Annotated in this window: 8 protein-coding genes; 6 read left to right on the top strand and 2 right to left on the bottom strand. The window is 44.9% G+C overall.

Features of this window, described 5'->3' with window-relative positions; translation table 11 throughout:
* Nucleotides 1-42: 42 nt before the first annotated feature.
* Entirely contained in the window at nt 43-1,179 is a 1,137-nt protein-coding gene (locus BBC0122_RS03175) for an iron-containing alcohol dehydrogenase (RefSeq protein ID WP_077991259.1), read from the bottom strand.
* Nucleotides 1,180-1,945: 766 nt separating this feature from the next.
* Nucleotides 1,946-3,322, bottom strand: a complete 1,377-nt coding sequence (locus BBC0122_RS03170; protein WP_077991247.1) for an amino acid permease — start codon at nt 3,320-3,322, stop codon at nt 1,946-1,948.
* Nucleotides 3,323-3,789: 467 nt separating this feature from the next.
* On the opposite strand from BBC0122_RS03170, the gene BBC0122_RS03165 reads away from it, so the two are divergent.
* The 6 genes from BBC0122_RS03165 (at nt 3,790) to BBC0122_RS03135 (ending at nt 15,507) form a co-directional block, all read left to right on the top strand.
* A complete protein-coding gene (locus BBC0122_RS03165; RefSeq protein ID WP_077991242.1) occupies nt 3,790-4,596 on the top strand; it encodes an acid phosphatase in 807 nt (268 codons plus the stop codon).
* Between the two features lie 3 nt (nt 4,597-4,599).
* On the top strand, nt 4,600-6,246 hold the full coding sequence (locus BBC0122_RS03160; protein ID WP_077991241.1) for a phosphoethanolamine transferase: 1,647 nt from the start codon (nt 4,600-4,602) through the stop codon (nt 6,244-6,246).
* A 3-nt stretch (nt 6,247-6,249) separates the two neighbouring features.
* Nucleotides 6,250-6,903, top strand: a complete 654-nt coding sequence (locus BBC0122_RS03155) for a response regulator transcription factor (protein ID WP_077991240.1) — start codon at nt 6,250-6,252, stop codon at nt 6,901-6,903.
* Nucleotides 6,897-8,228, top strand: coding sequence for an ATP-binding protein (locus BBC0122_RS03150; RefSeq protein WP_077991239.1), 1,332 nt, complete (start codon nt 6,897-6,899; stop codon nt 8,226-8,228). The genes BBC0122_RS03155 and BBC0122_RS03150 overlap by 7 nt, the downstream gene beginning before the upstream one ends.
* An 837-nt stretch (nt 8,229-9,065) precedes the next feature.
* Nucleotides 9,066-14,816 (top strand): autotransporter outer membrane beta-barrel domain-containing protein, encoded by a 5,751-nt coding sequence (locus tag BBC0122_RS03140; protein ID WP_188318071.1) that lies wholly within the window; start codon nt 9,066-9,068, stop codon nt 14,814-14,816.
* Nucleotides 14,817-15,036: 220 nt separating this feature from the next.
* On the top strand, nt 15,037-15,507 hold the full coding sequence (locus BBC0122_RS03135) for a hypothetical protein (protein WP_077994459.1): 471 nt from the start codon (nt 15,037-15,039) through the stop codon (nt 15,505-15,507).
* Nucleotides 15,508-15,766 lie beyond the last annotated feature (259 nt).

The following is a 15,766-nucleotide window of genomic DNA, read 5'->3' as shown; positions in this document are numbered from 1 at the left end:
AAATCATTCACTGAACGGGTTGGAACATTTGTTCAAAATCGGTCAGTATGAACTTTCCAGCATGTTGTTATAGTCTTCCGCCGTTGCCGTTTTCGGATTGGTTGGATGACAGGAATCTTTCAACGCGCCTTTGATAACAGCGGGAAAAAGACTGCGTTCGACACCCAGACTGGAAAGATTGTCCGGCAAACCGAGGTCTTCACGCAACTCGACGATTGCATCTTCAACCATTTCACCTGAAGAAATTCCCATAGCCTCGGCCAGACGATCGAACTTGTTTTCCTCTTTGACACTTTCGGCAGACCGGTTGAAGGTGAGAACCGCTGGAAGGAAAATCGCATTGAGTGTTCCATGATGTAGTTTGGGATTAAGACCACCCAGGGAATGACTCAAACTATGGACACAACCCAGGCCTTTTTGAAACGTCATTGCCCCCATAGTCGAAGCAATCAACATATTGAGCCTTGCCTCTCTGTTTTCCGGTTCTCTGGTTGCAATCCTGATATTCTTCCATGCTCTTCTTAATCCTTCCAAAGCAATTCCGTCTGCGGGAGGGTTAAACGCCGAGGCCAGAAAGGTTTCTATGCAATGTGAAATTGCATCCATCCCTGTCGCTGCGGTAAGGCGGGCTGGCAGACTTAACGTCAGTTCGGGATCACAAATAGCCGCTTTTGGAATGATAAAGGGAGATACCAAAGCAGTTTTGCTGCCATCATCAAGAATGATAACCGCGCCGCGCCCCACCTCGCTTCCGGTCCCTGCCGTTGTAGGAATGGCAATGAGCGGGTAATTCTTGGATGTAATCGTTGCACTGCCACCACGAAGCGGTGAAAAATCCTTCAGAGGACGTGAATGGGATGCAAGAATTGCAACACCTTTGGCCAAATCTATCGCTGAACCACCACCAACAGCAATTATCCCGTCGGCATTGATTTTTTTAAACAGTTGCTCGGCGTCGCGGACTGCCGCTTCAGTCGGATTGCCCGGTGTTTCGTCATAAATAGCAGCAAATTTTTTGCCGATAATCTTTTCTATCTTGTCGATGATACCAAGTTGCCTCACTCCCTTATCCGTCACAAGCAAAGGATTTTTTATTCCGGCAAGTGCCATTTCCTCGTTCAAAGTTTCAAGTGAACCATAACCGAACTGTATTCTTGTCAAATAGTTAATCAATGCCATTTTATCCTCCCTGACATTGGTTATCGGAAATAAAATTAAAAATATATCGCCTTGATGTTGGTGTCTTCCTCCTTACAAAGTTATATAAATATTCATTATATTATTATCACTTTGAATATCTAATCACTTGTTTTTGTATTTTTCGCCTCTAACGCAAACATATAAAAATATATGTCTCACAATTGTTCTACTGTGAAACTTTTTCCAAAGATTTTGCCTGCTCCGTAAGGCCTCAAGGCTTCAATACATTATGACTGATAGAACCGACCCCCAAAGCGCATTTTTAAAGAACAAACCTGTTGAAAAAGGGAATATTCCCCCCATCCGGCGCACAAAGGCCGGTTTCACCCCAAATCCGGATCAAATCAGAGATTACATTGGAAAACCGGTTTGCCTTATTCTGTAAAGGTGAGAAGAGTGGCAACAATGGAGCAGCGTTCCACTCCTGCTGTTCTGCCGGAGAGACAGAAACCCGTTGCTGAACAGGAGCTGTGTTCCTGACCGGTTCCCGCAGACATTTTTAGAAAGAAAGCTCAAGACCCGCATGGTCCCTCCAAGAGGCGAACCAACCGGAGTTCTTTTATAGACAAACTTGCCCACACCGCCAAGACAATCGCAAAGCCGCTTGCAAAGCCGGAATATCCGGCAAAAATCGAGGATTAGACAAAGTCAAGGATTGAAAACACATGGCTATAGGCTATAGCCGATGCAGATATAGATCTTTCTCTGCTATCTGCATCATCTCTATCGGCAATTTTTATCCTGATTAATGAGCCTTTATTCCGGTATTTTTACCTGTCTTCTTCATGAAAAAATAGATGACAGACATCAGCACAACCCAGATAATACCAACAATCAAAGCGGCTGCTGTATCCTCGAAGAAACCCAACAATACGATGATGAAAACCATAAAAAGGATTGCAACAATCGAACCGACCGGCCAGAACGGAATTTGATAACGTAAGCTTTTTTGTTCGGCTTTCGGAAGTCTCAACCGCATACAAACCTGCGAGAGCAAAATCATCAGCCAGACAAAAACGGTTGCAAATGTTGCCATGGCAGCGATCAGGAAAAACAGTTTGTCATGGATAAAATAATTGAGCACCACTCCCACGACCAGCACACAGAACATCGCCAGAACCGACAAAACCGGAATTCCCTTTTTGGAAACAAAATTCAATTTTTTGGGGGCGTGTCCATCTTCTGCAAGGCCGTGCAACATACGGCCTGCACCATATAAATCACTGTTAATTGCCGAGATTGCCGCGGTAATGACAACAATGTTGAGAATGTTGGCCGCATATTTGATGCCGAGGCTTTCAAAGATTGTCACAAACGGGCTGCCTTCAAGACCGATTTTATTCCATGGATAAAGTGACATCAAAATCGCAAGGGTTGCGACATAGAAAAACAAGATACGGAACGGAATAGCATTGATTGCTTTCGGGATATTGCGGTCGGCATCTTTGACTTCAACAGCCATAAGGCCGATAATTTCAATCCCGCCAAACGCAAAAACCACAACACTGAAAGAAGCGATAAAACCTTCCCACCCATTCGGCATAAAGCCGCCATTGCTCCAGAGATTGTGAATGCCGGTAGCGTGATGGGTGGCAGTTCCAAAGCCGAACAACATAATACCGAAGCCGGCAATAATCATTGCTATAATGGCGGCAATTTTTACGACCGAAAGCCAGAATTCCATTTCGCCATAGATTTTTACAGCCGTCAAATTCAGACCCGTTATGACAAGCGTAATTCCAAGCGTCCACAACCAGGGGGAAACTTCGGGAAACCAGAACCCCATATAAGTTGCAAAAGCGGTAATATCGGCAAGACAAACCAGCACCATTTCAAAAACATAAGTCCAACCGGTCAAAAAACCGGAAAACGGGCTCATATAATTCGAGGCATAGCGGCCAAACGAACCGGGAAGCGGATTATGAAGAACCATTTCTCCAAGCGCGCGCATAACCATGAATGCCATGACGCCGGAAATGCAATAAGCCAGTAAAACACTGGGACCGGCCACTTTGATAGCTCCGGCCGACCCATAAAATAATCCCGTTCCAATAGCTGAACCGAGGGCTATAAAAAAAACATGCCGCTTGTTCAGGCCCTGTTTTAACGAGCTGTTCTGCATTTTTTAACCTCTGCGCCGCAACAACTCCAATGTGTTAGGCAAAAGACAATGATTATTCAAGAAATAAAGAAACCGATTGTCCGATTATAACAGAATAATGATAGTGTTCTATTTTGATAACATGCGAACCCTATTATTCGGCTGTGCCGCTCTCGTGTTTTGACAGAAAAACTTCGGCTTCTCTTTTTAATGTTTTTTCTCATCCGAAATCAATATTTTTCCGGAAGTTACGATAGAAATACTTGAGTTACATGGCCGGATTTACGAGTTCGAGAGACTGAACTGCCCCTCACGCGTTCCGGATAAATTAGATATTTGGCAAGCAGCCCTCACCCGAAAAACCGGTAATAGAGATTTTTTTTGAAAATCGGACATCCGATTTTTTAAATCAACCGGAAGTTTATTTTTCTTGTTCAGGATACTGTCAGTTTTCGCACTTAGAGAGGAAATCGAAAAGGACTCTGTGAATGCGCAAAACTGGAAAACTCACTTTAACGGTTATTGGCTGTTCAATATTGTTTTGCAGCGGCTACTATATGAGCGGAGGCGGTTATCTCAACCGTTATGGCGAACAACGTATGTTGCTCGACATTACCCCTCCCCCTGCCGGAAGTGTCGAACAGAAACGCGATGAAAAAGTTTTTTTGCACACCCGTTCCTATAAAGATAGTGCCCGCTGGAAACAGGCGATAAGTGACGCACGAGCAACACCGGCCGAGCTTGTCCAGGGGTTCAGTTGTGCAACGGCTCGCCGGCTAACTTCTGAAAACATGCCGGATTTTTTCAAGCTTTTTGCAAAAATGAGTGAAGACTCCGAAAAGCTCGTAAGAAAATCCAAAAAGCTATTCGAGGTTACCCGTCCTTATGTTGCCTATGGCGGTGTTTCTTGTACAAAGCCTTCAGGATATGATTATCCGTCCGGTCATGCCATGGAAGGATGGACAGCAGCACGATTACTGGTCGAGTTTTTCCCCGAACATCGCGCTGCAATTTTTGCTCATGCCCGCAGCATAGCTGAAAGCCGCGTTATTTGCGGTGTTCATAGTGTGAGTGCCGTTGAAGTCGACGAGGATTATTCGGAAAAACTTGTTGACCGGCTGAAAAAGCTTCCGGCTTTTCAAAATGATCTGTCGGCTGCACGAAGTGAAATGGAAAAGCTGGAAAAACTGCCTGAAACAAACAGGCAATGCGAAAAATTTCCGGCCGAATATGTCAAACCGTTTTCCATCGAAATGTCTTTATCGCAAGAATTTCGCTCCAATGTTGTGAGGTGATTTATGGTTCGCGCTGTTTTGAAATATCGCCCCGCTATCGGTAGTGTGACACTGTCAATCATCGTTGCGCTTTATATGCTGGTCGCATTTAACCGCACTTTTTGGCAACATGTGGTGCAAGCATTCAATTATGATTATGCGCCCATTATCGCGATTGCTGTTGGTGTTGCCTGTCTCTTCATAGCATTGACCGTTACATTTTCAGCCAAATATTTCATAAAACCGGTTTTTATCATTTTCATTCTTTCAGGCAGTGTCGCAAGCTGGTTTACCGATCAATTCGGAACAATTATCGACCGCGATATGATCGCCAATGCTGTAGAGACAACCACGGCAGAAGCTTCCGACCTTCTTTCACCTTTGTTTTTCTTCCACCTGTTTTTGACCGGCATATTTCCTTGCTTGTTGATATTATGGGTTAAGGTAAAACATTTTCCCATTATAAAGAAAGTGCTGCTTAATCTTTCTGTTATTGTTCCCTGCTTGCTGATTGCGGTATTCTGTACTTTGATTACGTCGCGCCAACTCATCTCGACATTGCGCGAACACAATGAAATTGTGCGCATTGTCAACCCGGTTCTTCCGATAGGCAATGCTGTCAAATATGTGGTTCGCAGAGAACATGCAAAAACGCGTATTTTCAAACAAGTGGGACTTGATGCCAAGGTCGTGCCGTTCGAGCCACAAAACCATCGTCCGCGCGTGACGGTTGTTGTCGCCGGTGAAACAGCACGCGCGGATAATTTTTCGCTGCAAGGTTATGATAAAGAAACAAACCCCGAATTGAAAAAACGGGATATTGTCTATTTTCCAAACACAACCTCATGCGGAACAGCCACAGCCCAGTCGCTTCCTTGTATGTTTTCGCCCTTTCCACGAAAAGAATTCACGGTTGCACGCGCAATATCAACAAATAGCCTTCCCGATATTTTGCAAAATGCAGGAGTGAATGTCGAGTGGTGGGATAATAACACGGGTAGCAAAGGTGTAGCAGATCGCGTGAAAACCGTTTCCTTCTATGGAAGGAAAGACCCTGCATATTGTATTGATGGCGAATGTCAGGACGGCATCATGCTTGAACAATTAACAGAATGGCTCGATCATATCGACCATGACAGCGTGTTGTTCATTCATCAGCTCGGCAGCCATGGCCCCGCCTATTTCGAGCGTTATCCGGAAACATTCAGGCGTTTTCGTCCTGATTGCCGGAATACTGTTTTCAGCGAATGCAAGCCCGAAGAAATTCGCAATGCTTATGACAATACCATACTCTACACGGACTATTTCCTGAGTTCGATTATCGACGCACTTGACGGGCGGAAAGGAAAATTCGATTCCGCCATGGTGTATATGTCCGATCACGGAGAGTCTTTAGGCGAGAATGGTCTTTACCTCCATGGAATGCCCTATTCCGTAGCGCCTGAAGAACAGACGCATATTCCCTTTGTTTTATGGGTATCGGCAGGCTTTGCCCGCTCGATGAAACTTGATCTCGATTGTGTAAAGAAAGACGCAGAAGCAAAACAGATGTCGCACGACAATCTTTTTCCTTCCGTCCTGACCATGATGAATGTAAAAACAACTCTTAAGGATGATCGACTTGATATTTTTAAATCTTGTCAAGCCAGTCAGATAGCCATGGAAAAATAAACAATGCGTGTATTGCTGATTGAAGACGATAAATCGCTTGGTCGTGCTGTGCGCGACCATCTGATTAACCAGAATAACGCTGTTGATTGGGCTGAAACCCTCGAAGATGCTTATGCCGCCGTTTCAACCACCCACTATGACTTTATTTTGCTGGATTTGCGGCTCCCTGACGGAAGTGGTCTGGATTTTCTTAAAAATATCCGTTCAAAAAATTTGCCTTCGCCGGTCGTGATACTCACGGCCCATGACCAGATTAGCGAAAGAATTGAAGGTTTGAATAGCGGTGCTGACGATTATATCGTCAAACCTTTCGACCTTTATGAATTAACGGCCAGAATAGCTGCCGTCGCACGAAGGACAAACGGTCTTGCAAAATCGGAAATAAAAATCGGTTCCATGACCTTGGACATGGAAAATAAACGGCTGTTCATTGATGATAAAGAAGTTGAATTGAGTTCGCGTGAATGGGCCATTATCGAACATATGGCATCCCATCCCAATATGCTGATTACCAAATCGCAGATTGAAGACACAATCTATGCATTCGGTTCGGAAGTTGAAAGCAATACCGTTGAAGTTTATATTAGCCGTTTACGTAAAAAAATAGGTAAAGATCGCATCAAAACCCATCATGGTCGCGGGTATAGCTTATGTTGAGCTTCAGGCATCAGGGAAATAGCCTCACACGTCGTGTTATTGTTTCGGCTACCTGTGCCAATCTGGTTTTTTGGGTTATCGCCTGTCTCATGGCTGCATTCGTCATGTATGAGGAATATGGTGAATCCTTCGATGGTACGCTACAGGTCACTGCTGAACGGCTGCTGCCGCTTGCTCTCGAAGATGTTCGCGACAATGACAATGATTCCGATCTTCTGGTTAGAACGGATAACCACTCTACACCGGCAGAATATACAACCTATCAGGTTCTGGACCGTAACGGGAAAATGGTCATGCGCTCGGAAGATGCGCCTTCCAACCCGTATGGCGTTCCATTGAAAACAGGTTTTTTCAAAACCAGAAAATGGCGTGTTTACTCGCTTGTCAGTCAGGATGGCGATTATCTCATACAAGTTGCCGACAGGCTTTCAGAGCGGCGTGAAGCCGCACGCGAGGCTATGACGGCAATGCTCATTCCCGCAGTGCTTATTATTCCGCTCAGTATGCTTGCGATCGGTTTTATTGTTCGTAACCAATTGCGCCCTATTAAAAAATTGAGCGAAACAATTGCCAAGAAAGACACCGGCAATATGCAAGCCATTCAATCGCAATCTATGCCGGACGAATTCCAGCCGATCATCGGTTCCGTCAACAGCCTGCTGGCAAAGCTCAAGGCCGCACTGGAAGCGGAGCGATCTTTCACGTCCAATAGTGCGCATGAAATAAGAACGCCTATTGCCGCAGCATTGGCACACACGCAGGTTTTTATTGAAGAAACCCCCCAACGTTATCACCCGCGAGCCAAAGAAGTTGAAAATGCTTTGCAGCGTCTACGCCGATTGAGTGAAAAACTTCTGCAACTTGCCCGCGCGGATGCCCAACTCGGTACAAGTGAAAAACCTGTTGATCTTATTCCGTTTATCGAGGCTGTTATCGAGGATTTCAATCGCGCCAATATGACAAAAGGCCGTATTGTTACCACCTATTTTGTAACAGCTCTCGAAAAACATCTTAATGGTGACGCATTCGGCGTCATCATACGCAACCTCGTAGAAAATGCACTGAACTATAGTTTGGAAGGCTCAATGGTGGATATTTCGATCAATCAGGACAAAATCATTATAGCCAATGATTGCCCGGTAGTTCCCCCGTCAAAAATAAAATTTCTGAGCCAACGTTTTTATCGCGGAGACAACCATAGGGAAGGATCGGGACTGGGACTATCCATAGTCGAGGCTTTGACAAAGACGATGCCCATAGAAATCAACTATTCATCTCCCCGTTCGGGAAGCACTCAAGGCTTTGAAGTGACAATCAAGCTGTGACTGATAGCTATAATTCCCGCTGCCGCCTAACAATATCTGGCGGGAATCTTTCCCCGAAGATAAAATCGAAAAATGACAGCCAAGAGATTATTTCAAATTGAGAGCCGTTGGAATACGCCGCTGTAAAGTGTTCTATTCTTATTCGTTCCTGTGAAAAAATCATACGATGTATGAATAATTCTTTCAGCAATTTCTTTCGTAATATATCCTGATTTTTCTCGTAATTCTTATCAATAGGTTTTCGTTTCCCCCTCTTATTCTCCTGCCCCCCGTCTTATCCTCCTTAGCCCCTTTTACACTCCCCTTCTTGTCGCTCTTTGCAGGTTCGGAAAACTGAAGCCGGTATCTTATAACGTGTCGATTTTTCTTTCGTCTGAAAAGTCTGATAAACGCGGCGCCCGGTTCAATCACAATAAAATTGTCACCAGACAATTTCATCTTTCAAGTTCAAAGGAGCGGCGCGTTTTCAATTCCATATTTTCAACTCTGTAAAATCGAAATTTAAACTTCTAATTGTAGAATTTTGTACAACAACAAACCAATTTGACCAACCGGTTCTACTGGGTAGTAAAGTGACGTTACGCGCCAATTTGTATGCCTATTGATGTTTTTCAAGTAATATGTCATAGGTTTTAAATCAATTCGCGCTTTGTTTCTATTTTAAACCACAGGTTGTCCGACAGGAAAATTTATATATAGCAGGTATTACTGTTTTATGCCATAATCATCGAGTAAAAATAGAATAAAAAGGAGATGGTTTTTGTTTTACCGCAAAGACCAATCCATAATTCCATGATTTTGAACGCAAAATCACAAGATTTGAGGGAGCCGACGATAATGTCGAAGTTTACCAGGCCGTACAAAAAATTTTGCGATCAAGGTCTAGGATGTCGAATTTTTCTTTCCACAAAATCGGGATTAAGACGCAAACTATCCACGCTCGCTGCTTCTTCTGCCATCTTCGCAGGAAGTTTGATAAGCAATGTCTATGCTGAAAATTATTGTAATACGCAAGGCAGCTCGTCTTCAGGTACGATTGCAACAAACAATAGCTGTACGGTATCGAAAGAAAACTTCAATCCGGAATATAGCGACGATTATCGGGGAGCAGCTCTTGCTTCCGGAGCAGGTGAAACGCTAACAATCAATGGTGATCTTTCGGATATCAATATCGGAAAATCCGGTATTAGTAATCTCGAAGAGCTGGGAAAATACGATCCGGACGCTAACGGGCTGACCAAATTCGATTTAGGTGAAACGAAAGCTGTTCGTGTGACCGATAGCGCCGGTCAATCTTCTACGGTCAATGTATATGACAATGATTCTTTCAAAGTTTCTGATTGGGGAAAAGAAAAAGTTCTGGTATCGGAAGCGGTCAACGACCAGCAATATGTAAATTCAGGATTTGGAAAAGCTGAAAACGGCGGTCACATTGATGTAAAATTTGATGATTTCAAGGGAAACAACCCGTACGGTGACTCCCGAACTGTATATCTTTCTTTGAAAAACTCGAATTTGACATGGGCAGACGGTAAAGGCAGTGTCGTAGAATGGCATTCAAAAAACTCGTTTGAATCACGAGCTTATTACCTCGAGGACAATGACGTTATCAACAGGATCAATGTCCCTGAATTTCCGCACAATTTTACCGATTACAAGGGTGACGCGCGAACCATTAATTCTATTGATGATCTGAAAGCTTACAACAACGAACTGATAGATGCACTTCAAAACAAGGATTATCCCGATTTTAAAACCCAACAGGCTTATACTGATGCTTTTAGCAAAGCGATACCGAAATATATCGCAAAAAACATAAAAGGTCCGGGAAGCGATTATCCTAAAGATGATGAAATATTTACGCCTACGGGTGATACGCGCGCAATGTATGCCAGCAATGGTGGTAAGATAGTTGTCAAATCGGGTGGCCAGATCGATACCGAGTTCGACCAAGGGAAAATGGCAGGTACACTCGTCGCAGAACGCGGGGGCATTGTCGAGGTCGAGTCCGGTGCCATTGTCTCGTCACGACGAAATTCCACAATTATCCTCGGTCAAGACGGAGATGACGGCCACACTGTTGGTACCAATAACGGTGTGGTCAATTCGGGGTTCAGAGAATCCCGTATACATGACACCACAAAAGACAGTCAGGAATATACTTTCGGAACGGCTGTCGAAGCGTTTTATGGTGGAACTATCGAGAATAAAGGTATCATTAATGTAGCAGGCAATCGCGTAGCAGAAACCACCTTTGCTTATAGCAACGGGTTTTATCTGCATGGCGTCGGCACTGGAACAAACGATGGTATTATAAACATCGGCGTCAACAATGATCCCTTGAACGGTCGCTATGTAGGCGTCGCCATCGAGGGCTATCTTTCAAAATTTACAAATGGCGAAGCCGGCGTTATTTATATCGGACGGGCTGCACAATATAATACTGAAAAGCCGGAAGAGACGGATGATACAAGCAATAGTAATAATGCCCAATTTTACGGCATCATGGCATCCGGCAATGCTGAAGCTATAAATAACGGTTCGATCATCATCGGTTCAAAAATGCAAAATGCTGTAGCTATGGCTGCCGATGTTCCAATTGCTTCTACCGATAAATCTACCAATTTCAAGCTGATAAATAACGGAAGCATCATCATCAATGGTGCTGTAAAGAACGATTCAAATTTAAATAGCGCCCGTAACTTCGGTATTAGAGCGATTAATAATGGCATATATAATGAAGTTAGCAATAACGGCACTATCGAACTTAATGGATATAACGGTGTTGGCGTCTATGTTCTGGCAAAATCCGATACTGATACCAATGATGCTCTGGTCAAGCTTACCGAAAACAGTGTCATCAAAATTTCCAGCCCGAAACAGGACGGTCCATTGATACGAAATTACGGCGTCTGGGTGGAGGGCCGCCCCGACGACACACATTATGCTCGTGCCATAATTGATGGAACGATAGAACTGGAAGGCGACGGCGCGGTCGGCGTTTATGTCAAGGATGGTGGCTATGCAGAAGTCACGAGCAAAGCCAATCCGAAATTTGTAAACGGCAAACAGCAGATCGGGTTTTATGTTTACGGTGCGCAAAGTCAAATTGTAAACAGCACAAAAAAGATGAATGTGACGACGGTTGCTTCAAATCTTTTCCGTATTGACGGGGGCGCAAGCTTTTTGGGTCAAGGAGAAGAGTTAACAGCTTCCGGTGACAATAGCGTCATTCTGGAGGGGGCAGGAAGCGCTTCCGGAACTGCAAGTCGAATAATTACCAAGGACGCAAAGCTCACAGTTAGCGGAAAAGGTGCGGCTGCTGTATTAATCAATGGCGGAGCTTACGGAGAAATTAGCGATAAGGATAATAAAGAACGCCAGATTTATCTCACGGGAGATGGTGCAATCGGTGGTATTGTTGATGGTCGTTATCACCGGATTGATACGACCTATACCGAAGAAGTAGACCTGAACACCAAGTTGGTTAATTACGCCAAAATCATCACCGATTCACAAAATGTAACAGGATTCATTGCGCGCAATAGTGGTCTTCTTGTCAATCACGGCGTTATCACCATGACAAACACTAACAATGCCACCGGCATCCATGTCATTGAGGGTGGGCGTTTGGAAAATCATGGTGATATTACTGTCTCGAACGGTGTCGGACTGCATATAGAGGGCCTCATAGGCACCGATACGCGCGCAAATGTCGCAAATGCCAGCACTATAACAGTAAATGACGGAAAAGCCGGCATTTATCTGGAAAAGAATGCTTTTTTAAATGCGACCGGAAGTCAGGGCAAGATTAGAGTTTCGGGTAGCGCCCATGGCGTTTTGCTGAATTCGGATGCAAAAGGAATTGTTCTCGGCGTTGATGAAATAACTGTTGCGGCTGGCGGGAAGGGTAATGGTGTAGAAAATAACATCGTTTCAAATGACTCAGAGTTCGCTGCCGAAATCGCTTTTAAACAAGCAATAATCAATGTCGAGGGTAGCGGGTCCGGTATTCGTACAGCCGTCGGTCTTGTTACGCATTATCTGGATGAGAATAATGTGTTGCAAAAGTCTAACGTCACAATCAATGTTGGTGCCGATGGTGTCGGCTATGATTTAAGAAATGCAAGCCTATCCGATCCGGTTCTTCAGTCGAACGCCATAATCGGACCGGCTTATACAATAAATGTATCGGATCAGGCGATTGGTTTGCGTACCAATACCAGCGGCGAAGTCATCAACCAGTCAACTGTTTGGTTAAAAGAAGGGGCTACCGGCACTGCCTGGCTTGCCGGTACAGCTTCCAAAGTCCAAAATGACGGCATCCTTGACTCGAAGAGTGACAAAGGTCTTTTGGTAGACCTCGCAAATAGGCCGACCGACGCTTCTTCCGGAACGACATTCATCAATACGGGGCAATTGACTGCCCAATCAGCCACTTCTGTTGCCGTACGGGGAAGTGACCTTGGCGACACCTTCATTTTTACAAACAGCACTTCAAACATACGTGGACTTCTTAAAGCCGGCAAAGGTTCGGATAGCCTCACCTGGTCGGGTGGACGTTGGGAAGGCGGCTTCGATATGGGAGAAGGAGACAATGATAATGCAACGATTTCCGGCCTTGTCGACACAAGCAAGTTCGGCCATGCATTGGCCGGTCAAGGCAATAACAAGCAACTGACACTCCAAAACACAATCATAGCCGGTGGTTCATTCAATCAGGATGACTTAACCAAAGGCGTAAATTTTGGCACGGATTGGAATAAAATTTCTCTTACCGACGGCGCCCGCTTAACTTTGACAGATAATGTTTTTACAAATGGCGATCTTGATTTTGAAATCGGCAAGCAAAGTACATTGATTGTTGACCACACCAAGTATCGCGGTACGGGCGGAGCGCCAACACTCTATAGCGAGGCAGATGACACTCGAAAAGCCGGAACTTTGACACTGACAAATAACGGTCTCATTGATATGGGGAACAAAACCGGCGACGGCATCACCGACAAACTGGTCATCAAAGGCAATTACCATAGTGATAATGGCTCTATCCGGCTCAATAGCAGTCTTGGAGATGATGGAGCTCCATCCGATATGGTTATTATTGATGGAGGGACTGTTTCCGGTACGACGACCCTTTTGATCGACGATCTCTTCGATAACACGAAAAGTGAAATCACAAAATATGAAGGAATAAAAGTCGTTGATGCAATAAATGGCGCAACAACTGCTGAAGACAGCTTTGTTATTGGTACTGGCTGGGGACGTGGCTACCGGCGCAACGACGGTGTGATGGCTGTTGCCGGATCCGATACTGCCTATGCCTATATACTTGCCCGTGGTCCGCTAAAGAAAGCGCGCGATCGCGACGCCTATAACGACGCCGAATACGCATACGATTGGTATCTTAGAAGCGGACAAGATAATTCAAATAATTCCGACGACGATCACAACGATACCGGCGATAACAATGGTAACGGCGACGGCGGAAACAATAATTCCGGTGACAGCTCGCATGGCGGGGAAAACAATCAAGGTGGTACAGACCGACCGGAACATCCACCCACACCGGCGAAACCTTATTACGGCCCGTCAGTCCCGCTTTATGAAGCATATCCACAAGTGCTATCGAGTCTCAATCGTTTGTCTACGTTGCAGCAACGAATTGGTAACCGCTTTTGGACGGATGGAACCGATAATTCGGAAAATGCCGTTCATCTCGCCGATCAAGCCTCGACGCTTATTGAACACAGCGGCTTTTGGGGCCGCATGGAAGGAAGCAGAAGCAAAGTAACCCCCTCACGCTCGCTGACCGATGAAAATTACGGTCTTGATCTCTGGCGCATGCAAAGCGGGATTGATGGTGCACTCGTCGAAAATGCCAACGGAATCCTGATTGGATCTTTGAGCGGTCATTTCGGTCGTGCGGAAGCGTCTGTCCGTTCCGATGACGGGCATGGCAAAGTCGAGGCGACCGGATATGGCATAGGGGGTGCTGCTACATGGTATGGCTTCAATGGCAGCTATGTCGATTTACAATCGCAAGCCACCTGGTATGAAACCGATTTCAATTCCAAGAATTATACCCGTTCGGATACCAAAAACGAAAAAGGCTTCGGCTACGCTCTTTCGGCAGAGGCCGGTCATCGGCTAAAATTGACAGAAACATGGGATATAACGCCGCAAATCCAACTTTCTTATTCGTCGATAGATTTTGACAGTTTTCGCGATGGCTTGAATACAAAAGTATCTCTGAGAGACGGTGACAGTCTGGAAGGTCGTGTCGGCCTCGCTTTTAGCAGAGATAATGCGTGGATATCCGATAGCGGAGACCGGCGTCGCACACTCCTATATGGCATAGGCAATCTTTACTACGAGTTTCTTGATGGAACGAAAGTAAATGTTTCCGGCACTTCTTTCCGGAATGAAAATGAAGATTTTCAAGCCGGACTTGGATTGGGTGGCAGTTATAATTGGAATAACGATAATTGGTCACTCTATGGTGAAGCAAATATACGCGGTGCTTTCAAAAATATCAGCGATAATTACAGCTTTGGCGGCACAGCAGGTTTGAGAATTAAATTCTGAGTTTGAGGAGGGATTGTTCTTCATCCATGCGATGGGGAATAATCCCTCAAGCCCGTTCCGGTTGAAAAACCGAAAAACTCAATTAGCCTGAATGCAATGACCGCGTTCATTCTTTTCTTATCCAAACACTGGACTTTTTATCTTCCGATATAACTATTCGTTTATTCTTTGAAGAAAAGGAACAAATTCAGTGTCTTTGTGGGTAAACGTTAACGACAAAATGCAGCATGGCTATCGCTATGAACGCGTGTGTGAAGAGGGAAAAAACTTCTCAGCCGATTTTGAACCACAGTTAACCCCTAAGCAAATGTTGGAAATGGGGGTTTTCGGCGGAAAATATATGACCGATTGCAGAAACGAATTTCCTTCAAACTGGTTTCAAAACGCAAAATTGTCACCGGAAGGCAAACAGGCTGACTTGAATTATTATGGTGTATTGGCCGGAAAACCGCTTGTCTATTGGAAGGCTAAAGGCTGGATTTATGAAGATGACCCGCGCGGCTGGTTCCAATGGTATTGCCGTTATTATTCGGGTCGCCGTATCGAGGGTGAAGACGAGCGGCAGATCAAACGTTGGAAACAGATGCGCCGCCATCTCGCGCAGCTTAGGAAAAATTGTGACCCAGGTGATTTTTTCTGTCGCCCGCGCCAGCGTCAGGCACTTCTCCAATGGGCCTATTTTTGTGATTGAGGTTTACTTTCATCCCGCTTCGATCAAATTGTCCACCTAAGCCATGGCCACCAACTTGTCCACCTACGCTTTGATCGTCTATGGCATAGATTGATAATTTTTGCATGAATAAAAAGTTCGATCGTTATAGTGCATATTTTCTTTGCTTGCGCATTTTTTCCTAACGGTTTCACTGCTGCATTTTTACCTATGAATTTTTACCCATACTTTTCAACCGCGCCGTTTCACCCATGCTTTTTTACCGCTTATTTTAAATTAT

The organism is Ditibartonella choladocola (assembly GCF_002007565.1).
Taxonomy (GTDB): domain Bacteria; phylum Pseudomonadota; class Alphaproteobacteria; order Rhizobiales; family Rhizobiaceae; genus Bartonella; species Bartonella choladocola.
The sequence above is the reverse complement of the archived record's forward strand: the minus strand, read 5'-3'. Positions and strand labels throughout refer to the sequence as shown.